The organism is Rhodococcus sp. ARC_M6 (genome assembly GCF_022810305.1).
Lineage (GTDB): Bacteria > Actinomycetota > Actinomycetes > Mycobacteriales > Mycobacteriaceae > Rhodococcus_F.
In genome coordinates, this window is record NZ_JALGQH010000009.1 from 140764 (window position 1) to 158782 (window position 18019).

General features: G+C 61.8%; 21 protein-coding genes. 6 read left to right on the plus strand and 15 right to left on the minus strand.

What is annotated here, in order from left to right; genetic code table 11:
- Positions 1–38: 38 nt before the first annotated feature.
- On the minus strand, positions 39–680 hold the full coding sequence (locus tag MTX36_RS12765) for a DUF6875 domain-containing protein (protein WP_243620104.1): 642 nt from the start codon (positions 678–680) through the stop codon (positions 39–41).
- Positions 681–1250: 570 nt separating this feature from the next.
- On the opposite strand from MTX36_RS12765, the gene MTX36_RS12770 reads away from it, so the two are divergent.
- Genes MTX36_RS12770 through MTX36_RS12780 form a run of 3 tightly spaced genes read left to right on the plus strand, consistent with a single transcriptional unit; the run spans position 1251 to position 4810 of the window.
- Positions 1251–1931: a response regulator transcription factor gene (locus tag MTX36_RS12770; RefSeq protein WP_243620147.1), complete on the plus strand. Its 681-nt coding sequence runs from the start codon at positions 1251–1253 to the stop codon at positions 1929–1931.
- Between the two features lie 33 nt (positions 1932–1964).
- On the plus strand, positions 1965–4214 hold the full coding sequence (locus MTX36_RS12775) for a PAS domain S-box protein (protein WP_374230474.1): 2250 nt from the start codon (positions 1965–1967) through the stop codon (positions 4212–4214).
- 56 nt (positions 4215–4270) lie between these two features.
- A complete protein-coding gene (locus tag MTX36_RS12780) occupies positions 4271–4810 on the plus strand; it encodes a universal stress protein (RefSeq protein WP_243620105.1) in 540 nt (179 codons plus the stop codon).
- Between the two features lie 23 nt (positions 4811–4833).
- Here MTX36_RS12780 and MTX36_RS12785 read toward each other — a convergent pair whose 3' ends face one another.
- Positions 4834–6315, minus strand: coding sequence for an NAD(P)/FAD-dependent oxidoreductase (locus MTX36_RS12785; RefSeq protein WP_243620106.1), 1482 nt, complete (start codon positions 6313–6315; stop codon positions 4834–4836).
- A 77-nt stretch (positions 6316–6392) separates the two neighbouring features.
- Between MTX36_RS12785 and MTX36_RS12790 the strand changes: the two genes are divergently transcribed.
- Complete coding sequence (locus MTX36_RS12790) at positions 6393–7016, plus strand: TetR/AcrR family transcriptional regulator (RefSeq protein ID WP_243620107.1); 624 nt, start codon at positions 6393–6395, stop codon at positions 7014–7016.
- 9 nt (positions 7017–7025) lie between these two features.
- On the opposite strand, the gene hisF is transcribed toward MTX36_RS12790, so the two are convergent.
- The 8 genes from hisF to MTX36_RS12830 form a co-directional block, all read right to left on the minus strand.
- Complete coding sequence (hisF, locus tag MTX36_RS12795; protein ID WP_094273543.1) at positions 7026–7799, minus strand: imidazole glycerol phosphate synthase subunit HisF; 774 nt, start codon at positions 7797–7799, stop codon at positions 7026–7028.
- On the minus strand, positions 7796–8629 hold the full coding sequence (locus MTX36_RS12800) for an inositol monophosphatase family protein (RefSeq protein ID WP_243620108.1): 834 nt from the start codon (positions 8627–8629) through the stop codon (positions 7796–7798). The genes hisF and MTX36_RS12800 overlap by 4 nt, the downstream gene beginning before the upstream one ends.
- Positions 8630–8638: 9 nt before the next feature.
- The gene (gene priA, locus MTX36_RS12805; protein WP_094273545.1) at positions 8639–9373 is read right to left on the minus strand and encodes a bifunctional 1-(5-phosphoribosyl)-5-((5-phosphoribosylamino)methylideneamino)imidazole-4-carboxamide isomerase/phosphoribosylanthranilate isomerase PriA; all 735 of its coding nucleotides are present in this window, start codon (positions 9371–9373) and stop codon (positions 8639–8641) included.
- A gap of 19 nt (positions 9374–9392) precedes the next feature.
- On the minus strand, positions 9393–9644 hold the full coding sequence (locus MTX36_RS12810) for a hypothetical protein (protein ID WP_243620109.1): 252 nt from the start codon (positions 9642–9644) through the stop codon (positions 9393–9395).
- Positions 9641–10276, minus strand: coding sequence for an imidazole glycerol phosphate synthase subunit HisH (gene hisH / locus MTX36_RS12815; RefSeq protein ID WP_243620110.1), 636 nt, complete (start codon positions 10274–10276; stop codon positions 9641–9643). The genes MTX36_RS12810 and hisH overlap by 4 nt, the downstream gene beginning before the upstream one ends.
- Positions 10277–10451: 175 nt before the next feature.
- Positions 10452–11480, minus strand: a complete 1029-nt coding sequence (gene dmpG, locus MTX36_RS12820) for a 4-hydroxy-2-oxovalerate aldolase (protein WP_243620111.1) — start codon at positions 11478–11480, stop codon at positions 10452–10454.
- Positions 11480–12421 carry an acetaldehyde dehydrogenase (acetylating) gene (locus tag MTX36_RS12825; RefSeq protein ID WP_243620112.1) on the minus strand — a complete coding sequence of 314 codons (942 nt, stop codon included), beginning with the start codon at positions 12419–12421 and terminating at the stop codon, positions 11480–11482. The genes dmpG and MTX36_RS12825 overlap by 1 nt, the downstream gene beginning before the upstream one ends.
- Complete coding sequence (locus MTX36_RS12830; protein WP_243620113.1) at positions 12418–13245, minus strand: 2-keto-4-pentenoate hydratase; 828 nt, start codon at positions 13243–13245, stop codon at positions 12418–12420. The genes MTX36_RS12825 and MTX36_RS12830 overlap by 4 nt, the downstream gene beginning before the upstream one ends.
- A 69-nt stretch (positions 13246–13314) precedes the next feature.
- On the opposite strand from MTX36_RS12830, the gene MTX36_RS12835 reads away from it, so the two are divergent.
- Positions 13315–14076, plus strand: a complete 762-nt coding sequence (locus tag MTX36_RS12835; RefSeq protein WP_243620114.1) for an IclR family transcriptional regulator — start codon at positions 13315–13317, stop codon at positions 14074–14076.
- Positions 14077–14090: 14 nt separating this feature from the next.
- Here MTX36_RS12835 and MTX36_RS12840 read toward each other — a convergent pair whose 3' ends face one another.
- Complete coding sequence (locus MTX36_RS12840) at positions 14091–14387, minus strand: DUF2470 domain-containing protein (RefSeq protein WP_243620115.1); 297 nt, start codon at positions 14385–14387, stop codon at positions 14091–14093.
- Positions 14388–14521: 134 nt separating this feature from the next.
- Here MTX36_RS12840 and MTX36_RS12845 point away from each other — a divergent pair, with 134 nt between their 5' ends.
- Positions 14522–14728 carry a putative Ig domain-containing protein gene (locus tag MTX36_RS12845; RefSeq protein WP_243620116.1) on the plus strand — a complete coding sequence of 69 codons (207 nt, stop codon included), beginning with the start codon at positions 14522–14524 and terminating at the stop codon, positions 14726–14728.
- Between the two features lie 62 nt (positions 14729–14790).
- On the opposite strand, the gene MTX36_RS12850 is transcribed toward MTX36_RS12845, so the two are convergent.
- Genes MTX36_RS12850 through hisD form a run of 4 tightly spaced genes read right to left on the minus strand, consistent with a single transcriptional unit; the run spans position 14791 to position 18003 of the window.
- Entirely contained in the window at positions 14791–14940 is a 150-nt protein-coding gene (locus tag MTX36_RS12850) for a hypothetical protein (protein ID WP_169632255.1), read from the minus strand.
- Entirely contained in the window at positions 14937–15551 is a 615-nt protein-coding gene (gene hisB / locus MTX36_RS12855) for an imidazoleglycerol-phosphate dehydratase HisB (protein WP_094273564.1), read from the minus strand. The genes MTX36_RS12850 and hisB overlap by 4 nt, the downstream gene beginning before the upstream one ends.
- The gene (locus MTX36_RS12860) at positions 15548–16684 is read right to left on the minus strand and encodes a histidinol-phosphate transaminase (protein WP_243620117.1); all 1137 of its coding nucleotides are present in this window, start codon (positions 16682–16684) and stop codon (positions 15548–15550) included. The genes hisB and MTX36_RS12860 overlap by 4 nt, the downstream gene beginning before the upstream one ends.
- Complete coding sequence (gene hisD / locus MTX36_RS12865; RefSeq protein WP_243620118.1) at positions 16681–18003, minus strand: histidinol dehydrogenase; 1323 nt, start codon at positions 18001–18003, stop codon at positions 16681–16683. Before hisD ends, MTX36_RS12860 begins: the two co-directional genes overlap by 4 nt.
- Positions 18004–18019 lie beyond the last annotated feature (16 nt).

The window sequence follows — 18019 nt, forward strand, 5'->3', positions numbered from 1 at the left end:
GATCGCACTCCTCGCTGGTCAGAAATCCGGCACCGTCACTAAGCTTCCATCTTGGCGACGATGAACGCGCGAGCAGTCGGCGGGACGGTTGGGGCAAAACGCTTCAAGTACGCCGACATCCATTCGGCCCGACCAGTCAAGAACGGGTAATCTGTGCTGACCATCTGCCTTACGGCCAGCATCGGTAGCGGAGCATCCAGTGCTCGGAAATCGTCATTCCACAGTCCTGACTGAAGACATCCGGGGTAGAACTGCCCCAACATCATTCCCTTGTTTACAAACGTCGATTTTCCGTGAAATTGAACTGTATCGATAAGATCGAAATCGTTCACATCCGGAAAGACTGCTATTATTGCCTTGAATATTTCGTCCTTACCGTCACGCGGAGGCAATTCCGGATAGATATCTGCCATGTCTTCGACAACATCCGACATCGACTCAAAATCGATATCGTCCCCGGAAACGACGCCCGCCCAGAAAAGGCGCCGGTGGACCGAAGGACCGGTGAAGGGACAGACGGGACCCGCTCGCCCTAAATCCTCGTGAGGTTCACACAGGTATTCAAGTGCCCAGTTTTGAAGAATTTGAATTGCCCCACTCGATGATCGGAGCGATTCCTCATCGAATATATTCACGAATTCTACGTGAGATCTTCTACCGAATATTCGTTCGGTCCTCATTGTCGCCATCCTTGTCACTAACGAGACTCCCTCGGACTGTCGAGGCGTGATCGAATCGGTGCCGCGACGTAAGCGTGCGTTCTGATGGAGTGTGATGCACAAAGCCAAGCGGCTGCGGAAATTGGTTGATCGCGACGCTGTGGCTTAACGTGCGAGGACGTGACAGTTGTACGAGGTTGCGCGCTGACCGTACCGAGCGCGTCGTGGAAAATGACCATGCGACCTCCCGAAAATGCTTCCGCTTCTCCCAGGATCGTTGACCGCGGTACCGATGTCGCCCCTGCTGACACCCATCTGCCCTCCCGGCCTGCCCCACTGTCTATGTACCTACCAACTGCAACTCGGTATGCTCGAAGTTGATCGGCCCGGGATATTTGGGCGCACTCAATCCCCGGACCGGGAATCTCGGAGTCGAGGATGACCGAAGTCGATTCGCAAGTAGCCCAGCGTGATCGCCCCCCAGCCATGTCGGGACACCCAGATGGTCGCCCTGAGTCTGCCGCACCCAACGGATTGTCCGTCGGCAAAATGGCGACGGCCTCCGGCATCAGCAATCACGGCCGGCGGGCCATGCCATTCGAAGCTGCCGACACCGTCACCGCCCCTTTGAGGGTCGTCTTGGCCGAGGACGACGTCTTGCTTCGCGAGGGCATGACGAGCCTGCTGACCCGATCAGGAATCGACGTGGTGGGACAGGCCGGCGATGCAGCCCAGCTTCTCTCGGTGGTCCGCGACACGTCACCGGACCTCGTGGTGGTCGACATTCGAATGCCGCCGACCCAGACCACCGAAGGGCTCGACGCTGCCAGAGTAATCCGGAATGAACATCCCGAAACCGGCATCCTCGTATTGTCTGCGCATGCCGACGTCGAGGAGGCGATGGAACTACTGGCCAGTGGCCAAGGTATCGGCTATCTACTCAAAAGTCGCGTCACCGACGTCACGGAGTTTCTCGACACCATGGCGCGAATCGCCAAGGGTGCGGCTGTCCTGGACCCGGTGCTCGTTCAGGAACTGGTGTCGTCTCGCCGACGCAACGATCCGCTCGCCGCACTCAGCATGCGCGAGCGGGAGGTACTTGCGTTGATGGCCGAAGGTCGCTCGAACTCCGGTATCGCCCATACTCTGTGTGTCGCGGAGGGCACCGTCGAGAAGCACGTACGCAGCATTCTCACCAAACTGGAGATCACCGAGACCAGTGAAAACCACCGAAGGGTTCTGGCTGTAGTCACCTTTCTCGAGGCCCGCTGACCGGATCGGCGGGATCGATGTGAGCACTACGCGATGATGTGGAATCGATCAGCGATTCGAAGTCGGACGACGGCGGAACCCGGCGTCGCCTTTCGCACGCGATTGCTGTCGTCGTTGATGCGCCCCACTGCCCCTCGACTCCTTCTCGGAATCTCTGTTGCGGCCACTTTCATCCTGGTGGAATCGTTGTTGGTTGTCGTGCTCCGACAACTTGCTCCCGGCGAAGCCTTCGGTGCGATCTACCTGGTCGGAGTTTTGGTCGTCTCCATCGTGTGGGGGTTCGGTCTGGCAGTGGTGACATCAGTTGCCAGCGCCTTCGCATTCGACTACTTCCGCGATTGGCCCCCGGACTTTGCCCCCGCTGGTGCCCACAACTGGATCGCCGTCGCCGCATTTCTGGCCGTCGCGTTGTTGACAAATACCCTTGCCTCGCTCGCCCGATCACGTGCCGACGAAGCCGATCAACGCCGCCAAGAAGCCGACCTCGGAGCTGAGCTTGCCCACTTCATGCTCCGTTCCGGCGACCCGAAGTCTGCGATGGACAGAGCTTCCGAGCGGCTCGCGCAGGTACTCGAGTTGCCTTTCGCGACGCTCGAACTCGAAACAATTCCGTCCGATCAGTACCGCTGCGCGATCCCGGTGTCCGACGGCGTCACGCTACTCGTTCCCGCATCGCTGCCGGCGCAGACGTTGCAGCGGCTCAGAGAACGGATAGTGCCGCCCTTGGAAGCGCTGGTGCAAGCGACACGCGACCGGGAGGCGGTAAACCTGGCGCTGGAGGCGAGCCGCAAAGATCTGGAGCGGTTCTTCGACCTCTCGTCCGATCTGCTCTGCATCGCCGGATTGGACGGTTCCTACCGGCGCATCAATCCGGCGTTCGAGAAGGCGCTCGGATATCCGATCCGAGAGTTGATGTCGCGACCGTTCTCGGAGTTCGTCCATCCGGAAGATCTGAATCGAACTCGCGACGCTCTCGACCAGCTGGCCCGCGGGCAACCCGTCGCTCAATTCGAAATCCGATTCATCTGCAGCGACGGCTCCGAACGTTGGATCGAGTGGAATACCGTGTCCGATCGGAACGAGCTCTACGGAGCCGGCCGCGACGTGACCGAACGCCTTGCAGCTCAACGAATTATCAAGGCAAGCCATGAAGCATTCCGCTCGCTTGCAGAGCAGCAGGCCGCACTACGACGGGTTGCGACGTTGGTTGCGCGAGGTGCCAATCAGTCGGAGGTGTTTGCATCGGTGGCGGAGGAACTGTCTCGGATCCTCAGCGGACACAGCACCGCGCTGTGCCGCTTCGGGTCGGACGGCGGGGCCACTCTGGTCGCGAATCGAACCGAGCCCGGCTTGGGGTGGACGCCGGTTGGCACACGCCTGTCACTCGAGGGCGAGAACGTCGCGTCGAGGGTATTTCAGTCGGGTCGCGCCGCCCGGATGGACAGCTACGACAACGCAACAGGCTCGACCGCAGCACTCATCCGAGACGTTGGCCTCCGCTCCGTAGTGGGAGTCCCGATCGTCGTCGAAGGACACTTGTGGGGCGCTGCTTTTGTCGGTTCGACACGCTCCGAACCGCTCCCACCGGACACGGAGTCTCGTATTGCAGACTTCACGGACCTCGTGGCCACCGCTATCGCGAATGCCCAAACTCATGCGCAACTCACCGCGTCCCGCGTCCGGATCGTTGCGGCCACCGACGACGCTCGACGCCGTCTCGAACGAGATCTGCACGACGGCGCCCAACAGCGTCTCGTGTCTCTGGGACTCGCACTCCGATCGGCCGAGGCAGCAGCGCCGGCCGAACCCGCTGCGCTCAAGGAACAGATTTCCGACATCGTGGTGGGTCTGGGCGACGTCTCAGCGGATCTCCGAGAAATCTCCCGAGGAATTCATCCGACGATCCTGTCGAAAGGAGGCCTCCGCTCGGCACTACGCGCACTCTCACGCCACTCGACAGTCCCCGTCGATCTTGATTTGAACCTGGAACCGAATTTACCCGAGGCCGCCGAGGTAGCCGCGTATTACGTTGTCGCAGAGGCACTGACAAATACAGCCAAACACGCTCACGCGTCCGCCGTTTTTGTACGAGCCCGAACCGACGGGGCAACTCTCGAGCTCTCGGTTCGCGATGACGGCGTCGGCGGGGCCGATTCCGGCAAAGGATCCGGACTCACCGGTTTGAGGGACCGCGTCGAAGCTCTCAGCGGTCGGATGGAGATTGTCAGTCCTACCGGAACCGGGACAGCATTGATCGTCGAAATCCCGCTCGACCACAACTAATTTTGTCGAGACAGTCGCAGTACGATCGAAGTTGATGCTTCGAAGGAGGCTCCGACATGAAGAGCAGACATGAAGGTCCGCACCCCGAGCACACATTCCATCTCGAAAGTCCGGTCACGGACCATCGTCAGACTCGCCATATCGTTCTGGGTATCGGACCGGGATCTTCCAGCGACGATGCCCTGGAATTCGCGCTGACACTCGCCGTCGTGGAAGGCGCATCGCTCCATGTCATTCACTGCATCAGCGCCGAGGACATGCCCGTCGAAACAGATTCACCTCGCTTCGAGAACCAATTCCGCACCGAGATGACGAGGCAACGTGAGCACACGAGTGCGGCACTGGGCTCACATCCAGGTCCGTGGACCTACGACTGCAAACATGGCGACCCCACCAGTGTCATACTGGCGATGGCCGACAAGTACGACGCATTCACCATCGTGGTCGGATCTCCTCGACGCGGACCCATTTCCGCGATCAGCCAATTGACGCACAGTTCTGTCTCATCGCGTTTGACACGACAGCACCAGTATCCGGTTGTGGTAGTGCCCGTCGGCGTGAAATCGACAGGGTGGATGCGCAAGTCTGTGTCGTAACCGCCGCGACGCAGACTTGCATTTCAGGAAATCGAATAGTCCTCGAGGGGAAACCGCTTCGCCTCCACAAACGCATTGCGGGTGGAGGTGGGTCGCAGAATCGCCGCTTCGCCGTGTTGATTGAAGTAGTAGCTTCGCGCGGTCTGGCAACTACCGCCGTAGAAGACGGAGTCGGCCAGATTCTCGGTCATTCGATCGAGGAACTCCGCGTTAGCTTCCTCGGTGACCTCAAACGTGTCGGCCCCACGGCGTTTCACTTCTCCGAAGAGTCGATCCATGTGCTGCATTTGCGATTCGATAGTCGTGAAATACGACAAACCGCTGTAAGAATAGGGACTCGCCAGGGTGAGGAAGTTCGGGAAATACGGGACAGAGACACCCTCATATGCCTGGAACCGATTGTCACGCCACCACTTTCCGAGGTTGCGCCCTTCGCGGCCGATCACCTCGATCGCCGGGAAATTCACGTCCCAAAGATTGAACCCGGTTGCCAGTACCAAGGTGTCAATTTCCGTCTTGCGGCCATCAGAAGTAACAATTCCGTCGGACGCAATGTGATCGATGGACGTGGTCTCGAGATGCACATTGTCTTTGGTGAAGGTGCGGAAGTAATTGTTGGAGAAGGTGGGTCGCTTACAGCCGAAGTCGTAGTCCGGGGTCAGTTGCTTACGCAATGCGGCGTCACCGACTTGCGATCGGAGGAATGCACGCGAGAAGGCAGCCGCGGCCTTGTTGACGAGTTTGACCTGCTTGTAGTGCAAGACGGCACTGACCATGATCACTTCCAGAATCCCAGAGCTCACGGCGCGGGCAATCCGCTGTGTGAACGGAATCCGCGAGAACAGTTTCTGCACCGTGGACGGAATGGGCACGTCGAGCTTGGGAACCACCCAGATCGGGGTGCGTTGATAAACGGTCAATTCTGTTGCCGCCCGCGCGAGTTCGGGAATGAGTTGCACTGCGGTGGCGCCGGTTCCGATGACAGCCGTTTTGGTTCCGACCATGTCGTACGTATCGTCCCAGGCCGTGGTGTGAATGATCTTGCCGGCAAAATCGTCGATCCCGGAGATGTCGGGACGATGCGGTTGGGACAGAAAGCCCGTTGCGGTCAGCAGATACTTCGCAGTGATGTCAGGGCGGCCTTCGACTGAGACAACCCAGTGCGACTCGTCCTCGTCCCACCGCGCGCCGTTGACCAGCGCACCAAAGCTCATGTGCCGACGTAGATCGTATTTGTCGGCGACATGCTCGGCGTACTTCTTGAGCTCGGCGCCAGGAGCAAAAAGCCTCGACCAGCGGGGGTTCGGCTCGAACGAGTACGAGTACGTGACCGATGCGATGTCGACAGCCAAACCGGGATAGCGGTTGACGTGCCAGGTTCCGCCCAGATCGTCCTCACGTTCGAGGATCGCCAGGTTTTCCAAGCCCAACCGCTTGAGTTGAATTGCCGCGCCCATTCCGCCGAAGCCCGCCCCGACCACTACTGCGTCGTACTGCTCTGCCATCAGAGATTTCCCTCTCGTGAACCGCACATCAGAAAATGACACATCATTCCGTTACGGAAAACGGTATCATTTCAGACGTGACGAAGGCCATAACCCGAGCGGAACGAAAAAAGGCGGAGTTGCGCCGCGAGATCATCGACGCATCATTCGAGTGCTTCGCCCATCGCGGCTACCATGCCACCGGAATTGCCGACATAGCAACAGTTCTCGGCATCGGGCACGGCACGTTCTATCGATACTTCGAAAACAAACGCGACATCATCGATCACGTCATCGACGATCTGATCGCCAAGATCATCGGCGCACTCGCCACCGAGAATGCACCGGACGCCGCCAACACCCTGGACGACTATCGCGCCCAAGTAGCGCGCATCGCCGAAGCACTCCCCCGCATCTTCTTCGACGACCCACGCATTCCGCGAGTGCTTCTATTCGAGACGACGGGCGTCGACGCCGACCTCACCGGCCGGATGCTTGATCTACTGGACCAATCCGCGGCACTGACAGCCGCGTATCTTCACCACGGCGTCAAATGCGGATATCTCCGTACCGACCTCGATGTCGCGAGTACGGCGCAAGCGATCAACGGCATGATGCTGGCCAGCGGAATTCAAGGCCTCCGCGCGCCAACACCCGTCGACTGTTCCGCGCTCAACCAGGCAATCACCCGGCTGATGTTCGACGGTATCCGCGCAGAATGAGCCGAACGGCTAGCGGACCACAATCCCCTCGGCGCGCATCGCATTCTTGACCTGCGGGATGGTCAGATCACCGAAGTGAAAAACGCTGGCAGCGAGTACCGCGTCGGCTCCCGCTTCGACCGCCGGGGCAAAGTGCTCGACCTTGCCGGCGCCGCCGCTGGCGATCACCGGTACGTGCACAGCAGCGCGGACGGCGCGGATCATGAGCAAATCGAACCCGGCTTTGGTGCCGTCTGCGTCCATCGAGTTGAGGAGGATCTCGCCCACTCCCAGCTCGGCGCCGCGCTCCGCCCATTCAATCGCGTCGATGCCGGTGCCGCGCTTGCCACCGTGTGTGGTGACTTCCCACCCGGACGGGGTGTCGGGCTGACCCTGAGGCACGGTCCGCGCGTCGACCGAGAGGACGATGCACTGTGAACCGAAACGCTCACTCAATTCCTTGAGCAGTTCCGGGCGAGCAAGGGCAGCAGTGTTGACGCTGACCTTGTCGGCTCCGGCGCGCAGCAAGCGATCGACGTCCGCGACGGTGCGAACTCCGCCGCCCACCGTCAGCGGAATGAAAACCTGCTCGGCAGTGCGACTTACGACGTCGAGCATCGTGCCACGATCCGAGGTGGATGCAGTGACGTCAAGAAAGGTCAGCTCGTCGGCACCCTGTGCGTCGTAGGCAGCCGCGAGTTCCACGGGATCGCCGGCGTCGCGGAGATTCTCGAAGTTGACACCCTTGACCACTCGCCCCGCATCGACGTCGAGGCACGGGATCACACGAACTGCGAGGGTCATGACGTTGGTCCTCCTGAGGACGAATCGCGCGGATCACCGAGCGAATTAAGGATATCGAGAATCTCACCGTGTACACCGGGTGCGCCGGCAAGCACCGAACCCGATTCTACGGTCCAAGGCTTTCCGGCGAGGTCGGTGACCACACCACCGGCGGCGCGAACAAGAGCTACCCCGGCCGCGTTGTCCCACGCATTGTGTCCGTAGACGATCGCTCCGCCCAAGATACCGGCGGCCGTGAACGCCAGATCCACACCGGTCGAACCGTGGATGCGGATCCGCGAGGACACCTTGCTGATTTCTGCCAGTACGTCGAGTCGATAGCTGCCCGGGATGCGTCCACGACTGTTCACGTTGAGCGCACCCAACCCGACGATCGACGACGCCAGATTAGTCGATTCCAGCGGCGCCACAGCCGTTCCGTTCACCAGCAACGGACCGCCGGATCGGGCCGCATACGTATGACCGATCAGAGGCAACCACGTCAAGCCCAGGACCGGAACACCGTCGTCGAGAAGCGCCAACAGTGTTCCGGCAGAAGGGAGTCCGGCCGAGTAATTGAACGTGCCGTCAACGGGATCGAGGACCCAGACGAGACCGGTATCCACATCGGGACCGCCGAATTCTTCGCCGTGGACCTCGATACCGGTGCGCTCGAACAGTTCCGACGTCAACCGCTTTTCGAGGGCGAGATCAACTTCGGTGGCAAAATCGCTCCAGCCCTTACGAACCGCGCTGGGCGAACCCACCCCGGCGACAAACTGTTCGTGGATGCCGTCGAGCAGTCCACCGGCAATCGCGAGGAGTTCATCGAGGTCACGCGGTGGAGTCATCTGGCGAATCTAACCGGAAACTGCGGCAAGCGCTTCGGGAAGAGTAAAGCGACCCGCGTAGAGAGCCTTACCGACAATCGCACCTTCGACGCCCTGGTCAACCAAACTGGAGATCGCGAGCAAGTCATCGATGGTGGACACTCCACCGGAAGCGACGACGTGTGCATCCGTGACAGCGCAGACCTGGCTCAGGAGCTCGAGATTGGGGCCGGTGAGGGTGCCGTCCTTGGAGACGTCGGTAACGACGTAGCGCGTGCAGCCGTCACGGTCCAGACGAGCGAGAGTTTCCCAGAGGTCGCCGCCGTCGGTGACCCAGCCGCGACCGCGGGTGCGGTACTGGCCGTCGATCAGACGGACGTCGAGGCCGACAGCGATCTTGTCGCCGTACTTGGCCAATGCACGCGCACACCACTCGGGATCTTCGATTGCAGCGGTACCGAGGTTGACTCGTGCACAGCCGGTGGCGAGTGCAGCTTCGAGGGAGGCGTCGTCGCGGATTCCACCGGACAGTTCGACCTTGACCGTCAGGTCGCCGATGACACCAGCCAGCAGTTCGCTGTTGGATCCACGCCCGAAGGCGGCATCGAGATCGACCAGGTGCACCCATTCGGCACCGTCGTTCTGCCATGCAAGGGCCGCATCGCGGGGCGACCCGTAACCGGTCTCACTTCCCGCCTCTCCTTGCACGAGGCGAACAGCTTCACCGTTGACAACATCCACAGCAGGCAAAAGGACCAGGCTCACGTGCGGTAACCCTAGTCGGTCAGGAGCTAGAACCGTCCTTCGGGTCTCCGAACGCTTTTCGGGTCATCCGCTTGGATACGACGCCCATCGCTGCGATGGCTGCAGCAACCCCCACGAGGCCGATTGAGAGCCCGATACCCGCGCTTGGCTGTAGGAGCACGATCAGCAGCGTTGTGACCGCGAGAGCAGCCACAGCGGCGCCGAGAGAGAACAGTGCGAGACGACCGATCGAGAAATCGTCTCCGCTGTTCTTGCCGGGGTCGGCGGTCACAAACTCTGCACCCAGTTGCTCAGCAATTCGGCACCCGCGTCGCCCGACTTCTCGGGGTGGAACTGCGTGGCGGACAACGGACCGTTTTCGACAGCGGCCAAGAACTTTCCGCCGTGATCTGCCCACGTGAGCTTCGGGGCGGCGATGTGCTCGGACGGCGGAAGTTCCCAGTTCTGCACCGCGTAGGAGTGCACGAAATAGAAGCGCGTGTCAGCGTCGATGCCCTTGAACAACGTGCTGGACTCGGGTGCCTCGACGGTATTCCAGCCCATGTGCGGCAGAACCTCGGCTTGAAGGCGCTCAACGGTTCCCGGCCATTCGCCGCAGCCTTCGGCTTCGACACCGAACTCGACGCCGCGCTCGAAGAGGATCTGCATGCCGACGCAGATGCCCAGCACGGGCCGTCCGCCGGCGAGTCGCTGACCGATGATCCGCTCGCCTTGAACTGCCAGCAGGCCTTCCATGCACGCCGCGAACGCACCGACACCGGGAACAACCAATCCGTCGGCAGCCAATGCCACCTTGGGATCACTGGTCACCTCGACCTGTGCGCCGGTGCGCGCCAATGCGCGAGTAGCCGAATGCAGGTTGCCGGAGCCGTAATCGAGGACGGCAATCGTGGAAGCGCTCATGCCACAACTCTATCCGGCAACCCGTCCACCGATTACTTCGCCGGGGGCAGTGGGTGCGCCGGCCGTCCGAGAGAAGCGAGCGGTCCCCCGAATCCGAAAAGGACCCAGTCCCGAAGCGAGCCGTCACCGGCACGAACGAGAAACTGGGTCCTCTTCAGAGTTCTACTGCATCAACTCAAACAGATGCGCGGTCACGCTCGGCAGCGAGTGTGAGCGCAATGTCCACGATCATGTCTTCCTGGCCTCCGACGAGGCGGCGACGGCCGGCTTCGAGCAGAAGCGTGCGCACGTCGATGCCGTAACGCTCCGACGCAGTCTCCGCGTGACGCAGGAAGCTCGAGTACACACCCGCGTAGCCCAGCGTGAGGGTCTCGCGGTCGACGCGAACCGGCCGGTCCTGCAATGGACGGACGATATCGTCGGCAGCATCCTGCAGGGCAAACAGGTCGCAGCCGTGCTCCCACTCCTCGATGTTCGCAACCGCAATGAAAGCCTCGAGCGGGCAGTTACCGGCGCCGGCGCCGTGACCGGCAAGTGAAGCGTCGACACGTGTGACGCCGTTCTGCACTGCCACAACGGAATTGGCCACCGACAACGAAAGGTTCTCGTGAGCGTGGATGCCGATCTCGGTACCCTCGTCGAGAATGTCGCGATAGGCGCGAACGCGGTCCGCGACGTCGTTCATCACCAGACGTCCACCCGAGTCGGTGACGTAGACGCAGTGCGCGCCGTACGACTCCATCAGCTTGGCCTGCTTTGCCAGCTCCTCGGCCGGAGCCATGTGGCTCATCATGAGGAAGCCGGAAACATCCATGCCCATCTCGCGGGCGGTCTCGATATGCTGCGCGGAGACGTCGGCCTCGGTGCAGTGTGTGGCGACGCGAACCGAGCGGACACCGAGGTCGTATGCCTGCTTGAGGTCACGAACCGTACCGACACCCGGAAGGAGCAGAGTGGTGAGGCGGGCTCGCTCGAGTACGTCGGCCGCTGCCTCGATCCACTCCCAGTCGGTGTGCGAGCCGGGACCGTAGTTGAGTGATCCGCCGGCGAGGCCGTCACCGTGAGCGACCTCGATCGCGTCGACGCCGGCAGCGTCGAGTGCCGTGACGATCCGCTTGACGTCGGTCGGCGAAATACGGTGCCGCACAGCGTGCATGCCGTCGCGAAGCGTGACGTCCTGGACGAAGATCTTGCGGTTGCTCATCAGTTTGCTGCTTTCTGCTGTGCGATTCGCTCGGCGATCTGCATTCCAGCGGAGGTCATGATGTCGAGGTTGCCGGCGTAGGCAGGCAGGTAGTGTGCGGCACCCTCGACTTCGAGGAACACCGACACCTGGTGAGTGGGGCGATTACCGTCGGCGAGCAGAGTCTCGACCGGCTGATCTGCGGGGATCGCGGTGATCTGGATTTCCTGCTTGAGGCGGTAGCCCGGCACGTACGCCGAAACGTCTCCGACCATCTTCTCGATCGACTGACGGATCTCGTCGTGGACAGCCGGATCCGGTGCGTCGACGAGGCAGAAGACGGTGTCGCGCATGATCAACGGCGGCTCGGCCGGGTTGAGGATGATGACGGCCTTGCCGCGGCGCGCTCCGCCGACTGCCACGATCGCCTCGGATGTGGTTTCGGTGAACTCGTCGATGTTGGCACGCGTTCCGGGGCCGGCCGACTTGGAGGCGATGGACGCGACGATCTCCGCGTAGGCCACCGGAACAACTCGGGAAACAGCGGCGACCATCGGGATCGTGGCCTGGCCACCGCACGTCACCATGTTGACGTTGGGCGCATCCAGGTGCTCGTCCGCGTTGACCGCGGGCACGACGTACGGGCCGATCGCGGCAGGAGTCAAATCGATCATGCGCTTACCGAGCGGCGCAAGCCGAGCATTATTGGCGACGTGCGCCTTCGCGGACGTCGCGTCGAAGACGATCTCGATCTCGTCGAAGTTCGGCAGATTGACGAGGCCTTCGACGCCCTCGGCGGTGATCGGAACGTTCAGGCGCGCCGCGCGAGCCAGACCGTCCGACGCCGGATCGATGCCGACCATGGCACCCATCTCGAGGTAATCGGAGTTACGCAGCACTTTGATCATCAGATCGGTGCCGATGTTGCCCGATCCGATGATCGCGACCTTGACCTTGCTCATGCTTTGTCTCCTTCGCTGGAAAAGCTGGTGGTGACCGGTTCGAACCCGGATACGTTGACGGTGACGGAATTTCCGGCCCCGACCGACGCCATCGGGCCGAGTGCTCCGGAGAGAATGACCTGGCCGGCGGTCAGGGGCTGGCCCAGCTCGCGTGCTGTTCGGGCGAGCCAGACGACTGCTTCGACGGGATCGCCCAGGCATGCGGTTCCGACGCCGGTGGATACCTCGACGCCGTCGATCGTCATGGACATGACGACCTCGGTGGGCTCGACCTCGTCGAGGGTGCGGCGGTCTGTCCCGAGCACGTACACGCCGGACGATGCATTGTCGGCAACGGTGTCGCCGAACTTGATGTCCCAGTTCTCGATCCGGCTGTCGCAGATCTCGATAGCTGCGACGGCGTAGTCGATCGCGTCGCGAACCTGGTTTCGGTCGAGCGGGCCGTCGACAAGATCGGCGCCGAGGACAAATGCCACCTCAGCCTCGACCTTGGGCTGAATCAAGCGATCCATCGGGATGACGCCGCCGGCGGGGAACTCCATGTCCGCGTACAGGACTCCGAGATCAGGCTGGTTAACACCGAGCTGCTGCTGGACTGCTACCGAGGTCAATCCGATCTTGCGACCCACGACGACGGCGCCCGCCTGCCGGCGGATTTCGTCGACGCGGCGCTGAACTGCGTAGGCCGCGATGAGGTCGTCGCTGCCGATCAGGTCGCGGATGGGTGCGCAGGGCACGCCGTTGGAGATGGCAGTCGCGAGGCGATCCGCGGCAGCGGCGATGTCGGCTTCGCTCGCTGTACTGGTGTTGGTGAGCTGACTCATGACACCTACCTTCCCGGCTTGGCGGCAACTATGCGAGAGAGTCGTCTCACTCAGCGATACGCTGAAAGAATGACTGGCGGCACAAACCTCGACACCGTACTCGGCAAGGCAGTAACGATCCTGCGTGCATTCCGACCCGATGACCACGCCGTACCTCTGGCCGCCCTCGTCCAGCGAACCGGACTGCACAAGGCGACAGTTCATCGACTCTCCGGCGAGCTGGTGTCGAACCGACTACTCGACCGTGTCGACGGTGGCTATCGCCTCAGTGGCGGTCTCTTCGAACTCGGCATGCTCGCATCCCTCGAGCGCAGCCTTCTGGAAATGGCCATGCCGTTCCTGCAGGACCTGTACGAACGCACTCACGAAACCGTGCATCTCGGGGTACGCGACGGACACGACGTCGTCTACATCGCCAAGATCGGTGGGCATCGGCAAGCAAATTCGCCCTCACGCACCGGTGGTCGAATACCGTTGTACTGCACAGCAATCGGCAAGGCCTTACTTGCTTTTTCCGACCCGGAGTTCCGACGCGACGTGCTCTCGACCCCGATGACCCGGCGCACCCCCCACACGATTGTCGCGCCCGGCATCCTGAACAACCAGCTGAACAGGATCGCCGAGATCGGTGTCGCATTCGAACGTGAGGAATCAGCGCCGGGCATCGCGTGCGTCGCGGCTCCGGTTTTCGGACCCGGCGACAAACTCGTCGCCGCAATCAGCGTCACCGGCCCCACCAGTCGGTTCCGGCCCGAGAGTCAGGTAGCCGCTGTCCGCACTGCAGCCGAGGGTCTGCGCAGCACGATGGCGCGCCGCGAACGACTCCGCTGACGGCGCCGTCGTGATCAGTGCTCGGACTTCTCGATACCAAGTTTGTCGTAGGCCTGCATGCACAAGGCGACGACCTGTGTCCGGATACTCGGTCGGTCCAAGGCGGGCTCAGGCCATGCGATCTTGACGGCCTTTTCCACCCCGTCGACATCTGCAACCCAGTCACCCGCAAGTGAATCGAGGCCCACCATCCGCGCCGCGGTCGCAGTTGGCTCGGCAAAAGCCTGAACGATCATCAAATTGTCAGTCCCGTGATCACCGTTCATATGGCCAGTCACACCGGCGACGACCGCGTCGTCAAAAGTTGTCATAGGTCGAGATTCTAGAACAGCGCTACTGACGTGGCTACAGTCCAAATTTCACGGTCCAAAAGGACACTTACGGACACCGGACCCACGAGATCAAGATGTCCTATTGTGGCCACATCAAAACACCTCCCCCCACCGTGACCGCAGTCGGCGCTCTGCCCGCCGGCCTGACACTCACTGAAGCCGGCGTCCTGTCCGGAACACCCACCGAGGCAGGGACGTCCCCCGTCACCTTCACGGCGTCCAACGGCATCGGTACCCCGGCCACCCTCGACGTCAGTCTGACCGTCACCGCAGCTCCGGAACCACCGTCGACCGGTTCGCTCGGAAACTTCGGCTCCTAACCTGCTGAACATGAATCATCCCCGGGCTGCATGGCAACCCGGGGATGATTCTGTTTTCACAATCAGATGCGCAACGCGCCTGCAACCGCCGCCAGGATCGCAAGCGCCAGGAGAATTCCCGACGCCAATTTGTTCACCTTGAACATCGAATAGGCACCACCCATGGCGATTCCGGCACCGATGAACAACAGGTAGGTATAAAGAACGCTCACAAGCTTCCCTTCGTGGACGGAATGCCGCTCACGCGCGGATCCGGCTCGACTGCCTCACGCAGAGCGCGGGCAACAGCCTTGTATTCGGCCTCGGTGATGTGGTGCTGATCGCGGCCGTAGAGAACCCGAACATGCAGGGCGATACGAGCATTGAGAGCAATCGACTCGAAGACGTGGCGATTGATCACTGCGTGATACGGGACGCCGGGGTAACCGCCGATGACGGAGTGCACCATGTAATCGGGCTCACCGGTGTGTACGCAGTACGGACGTCCCGAGACGTCGACGGAAGCATGCGCCAGGGTTTCGTCCATGGGGATGAAGGAATCCCCGAAACGGCGGATACCCTTCTTGTCCCCCAGCGCCTGACCGAGCGCCTGACCGAGAACGATCGCGGTGTCTTCGACGGTGTGGTGCGCGTCGATCTCGACGTCACCCTTCGCCTGCACGTTCAGATCGAAACTCGCGTGAGTGCCCAATGCCGTGAGCATGTGGTCGAAGAACGGAACCCCGGTGGAGACGTCGACGATGCCGGTGCCGTCCAGGTTCAGTTCGACGACGATGCTGGACTCTCGGGTGGTTCTTTCGATCCGTGCGATGCGATCGCTCATGCCGTTTCTCCTTGAGTGATGAGTTGACTGGCCGCGATCTCGTCGCTCGCCTTGATGAAGGCGTCGTTTTCGGCTTCGAGTCCGACTGTGGCACGCAGGTATCCGGGGATTCCGATGTCGCGGATCAGGACTCCGCGATCGAGGTACGCCTGCCAGGTCTTCGCGCTATCGGTGAATTCTCCGAACAAGATGAAGTTGGCATCACTGGGGATGACTCGGAAGCCGCTGTCCGCCAAAGCCTTCGACACGCGATCCCGCTCAGCTGAGAGCGCGTGAACGCTACCCAAGGTTTCGTCAGCGTGGCGCAGTGCCGCGCGCGCAGCCACCTGCGTCACAACCGAGAGGTGATACGGCAAGCGCACCAACAACAAAGCGTCGATGAACGCGGGCGCGGCAGCGAGGTAGCCGAGTCGGCCACCGGCAAACGCGAACGCCTTGCTCATAGTCCGCGTGACAACGAGCTTGGCCGGGAACTCGTCGATCAAGGTCATCGCACTGGGCGCAGCCGAGAACTCCGCGTACGCCTCGTCGACGATGACGATGCCCGGCGAGACCTCCAGGATGCGTCGAAGTTCCGCGATTCCGACGCTGTGCCCGGTGGGATTATTGGGGCTGGTGACAAATACGACGTCCGGTCGACGATCCGCGATGACATCGACGGCCGCGTCCACATCCAGAGCGAAATCCGCCCGGCGGTACACCTCCACCCACTCGGTGTCGGTACCGTCGGCGATGATCGGGTGCATCGAGTACGACGGCACAAAACCCATCGCACTACGACCCGGACCAGCGAAGGCCTGCAACAACTGCTGCAGAATCTCGTTGGATCCGTTTGCCGCCCAGAGGTTGTCGACGGTGACCGGTACGCCGGTCTGCTTCGACAGGTACGCCGCCAGATCCGTTCGCAATGCCACGGCATCACGGTCGGGGTAGCGGTGCAGTTCCTTCGCTGCTTCGCGGACCGATTCGGCGACATCGTCGATGAGCGCCTGCGTCGGCGGATGTGGGTTCTCGTTGGTGTTGAGCTGAACCGGCACCGTTAACTGCGGAGCGCCGTACGCCGACTTGCCGCGCAGGTTCTCACGAATCGGGAGAGCGTCGACCGAAATCGATCCTCCAGGAACACTACTCATCGCAGAGCCTCGAACCGCAGACGCACGGCCTCACCGTGCGCCGGCAGGTCTTCGGCATTCGCGAGCGTGATGACGTGTCCGGCAACGTCTTTAAGCGCCGATTCGGAATAGTCGATGACGTGGATTCCGCGCAGGAAGGTCTGAACACTCAGACCCGACGAGTGCCGCGCACACCCTGCTGTGGGCAGAACGTGATTGGATCCGGCGCAGTAGTCGCCGAGACTGACCGGCGCCCAAGGGCCGACAAACACAGCGCCGGCGCTGGTGACCTGAGCCGCAACACCCGTCGCATCTTCGGTTTGGATCTCGAGGTGCTCGGCTGCGTAGGCGTTGACCACTCGCAGACCGGCGGCGACGTCGGACACGAGCACCGTTCCGGACTGGCTACCGGTCAGTGCGGTGTTGACGCGCTCACGGTGCTTGGTGATCTCGAGTTGGGCGACAAGCGCCTTGTCGACGGCGTCGGCCAATTCCACGCTGGTGGTGACCAGGACACTCGCCGCCATGACGTCGTGCTCAGCCTGACTGATGAGGTCAGCGGCAACGTGGACAGGGTCGGCTGTGTGGTCGGCGAGGATCGCAATCTCGGTGGGTCCGGCTTCGGCATCGATACCGACGAGTCCACGGCACAGTCGCTTGGCGGCGGTGACATAGATGTTGCCGGGCCCGGTAATGAGGTCAACGGGTACCAATTCGGTGCCGTCTGTGTCGGTTCCGCCGTACGTCATCAGCGCGATGCCCTGGCCACCGCCGACAGCCCACACTTCTTCGACGCCGAGCATGGCAGCTGCGGCGAGAATCGTGGGGTGCGGAAGTCCGCCGAAATCAGCCTGGGGCGGCGAAGCCACGACAAGCGATCCGACGCCGGCAGTCTGGGCCGGTACGACGTTCATGACAACACTCGACGGGTACACGGCGTTTCCGCCGGGTACGTACAGGCCGACGCGCTCAACCGGAACCCAACGCTCGGTGACGGTGCCGCCGGGCACTACCTCGGTGACGGTGTCCTTGCGGCGCTGATCGGCGTGCACCTTGCGGGTCCGCTCGATGGCAACCTCGAGGGCTTCCTTCACGGCAGGGTCGAGTTCGCGGAGCGCACGCTCCAACTCGTCGGCCGGAACGCGAACCGAGGCGGGACACACGCCGTCGAACTTTTCGCCGAACTCGAGAGCGGCTTCAGCACCGCGATCACGAACGGCCTCGACCATGGGACGAACCTGATGCAACACCGCATCCACATCCACTCCACCGCGGGGAAGCGCGGCGCGAAGTTCAGCCGTGGAGGGGGTACGACCACGTAGGTCGGTGCGGGCAAGCATGAGAGTTCCTCTCGTA

What these genes read in the sequence shown, in the direction of transcription:
- MTX36_RS12775 (WP_374230474.1), top strand. Translation starts at nt 1,965, where the DNA reads ATGATGTGGAATCGATCAGCGATTCGAAGTCGGACGACGGCGGAACCC.
- MTX36_RS12825 (WP_243620112.1), bottom strand. Translation starts at nt 12,421, where the DNA reads ATGAGCAAGGTCAAGGTCGCGATCATCGGATCGGGCAACATCGGCACC.
- hisD (WP_243620118.1), bottom strand. Translation starts at nt 18,003, where the DNA reads ATGCTTGCCCGCACCGACCTACGTGGTCGTACCCCCTCCACGGCTGAA.
- MTX36_RS12835 (WP_243620114.1), top strand. Translation starts at nt 13,315, where the DNA reads ATGACTGGCGGCACAAACCTCGACACCGTACTCGGCAAGGCAGTAACG.
- MTX36_RS12830 (WP_243620113.1), bottom strand. Translation starts at nt 13,245, where the DNA reads ATGAGTCAGCTCACCAACACCAGTACAGCGAGCGAAGCCGACATCGCC.
- hisF (WP_094273543.1), bottom strand. Translation starts at nt 7,799, where the DNA reads ATGACCCTCGCAGTTCGTGTGATCCCGTGCCTCGACGTCGATGCGGGG.
- MTX36_RS12840 (WP_243620115.1), bottom strand. Translation starts at nt 14,387, where the DNA reads ATGACAACTTTTGACGACGCGGTCGTCGCCGGTGTGACTGGCCATATG.
- MTX36_RS12785 (WP_243620106.1), bottom strand. Translation starts at nt 6,315, where the DNA reads ATGGCAGAGCAGTACGACGCAGTAGTGGTCGGGGCGGGCTTCGGCGGA.
- dmpG (WP_243620111.1), bottom strand. Translation starts at nt 11,480, where the DNA reads ATGAGCAACCGCAAGATCTTCGTCCAGGACGTCACGCTTCGCGACGGC.
- MTX36_RS12800 (WP_243620108.1), bottom strand. Translation starts at nt 8,629, where the DNA reads ATGACTCCACCGCGTGACCTCGATGAACTCCTCGCGATTGCCGGTGGA.
- MTX36_RS12770 (WP_243620147.1), top strand. Translation starts at nt 1,251, where the DNA reads ATGCCATTCGAAGCTGCCGACACCGTCACCGCCCCTTTGAGGGTCGTC.
- hisH (WP_243620110.1), bottom strand. Translation starts at nt 10,276, where the DNA reads ATGAGCGCTTCCACGATTGCCGTCCTCGATTACGGCTCCGGCAACCTG.
- MTX36_RS12860 (WP_243620117.1), bottom strand. Translation starts at nt 16,684, where the DNA reads ATGAGTAGTGTTCCTGGAGGATCGATTTCGGTCGACGCTCTCCCGATT.
- hisB (WP_094273564.1), bottom strand. Translation starts at nt 15,551, where the DNA reads ATGAGCGATCGCATCGCACGGATCGAAAGAACCACCCGAGAGTCCAGC.
- MTX36_RS12780 (WP_243620105.1), top strand. Translation starts at nt 4,271, where the DNA reads ATGAAGAGCAGACATGAAGGTCCGCACCCCGAGCACACATTCCATCTC.
- MTX36_RS12765 (WP_243620104.1), bottom strand. Translation starts at nt 680, where the DNA reads ATGAGGACCGAACGAATATTCGGTAGAAGATCTCACGTAGAATTCGTG.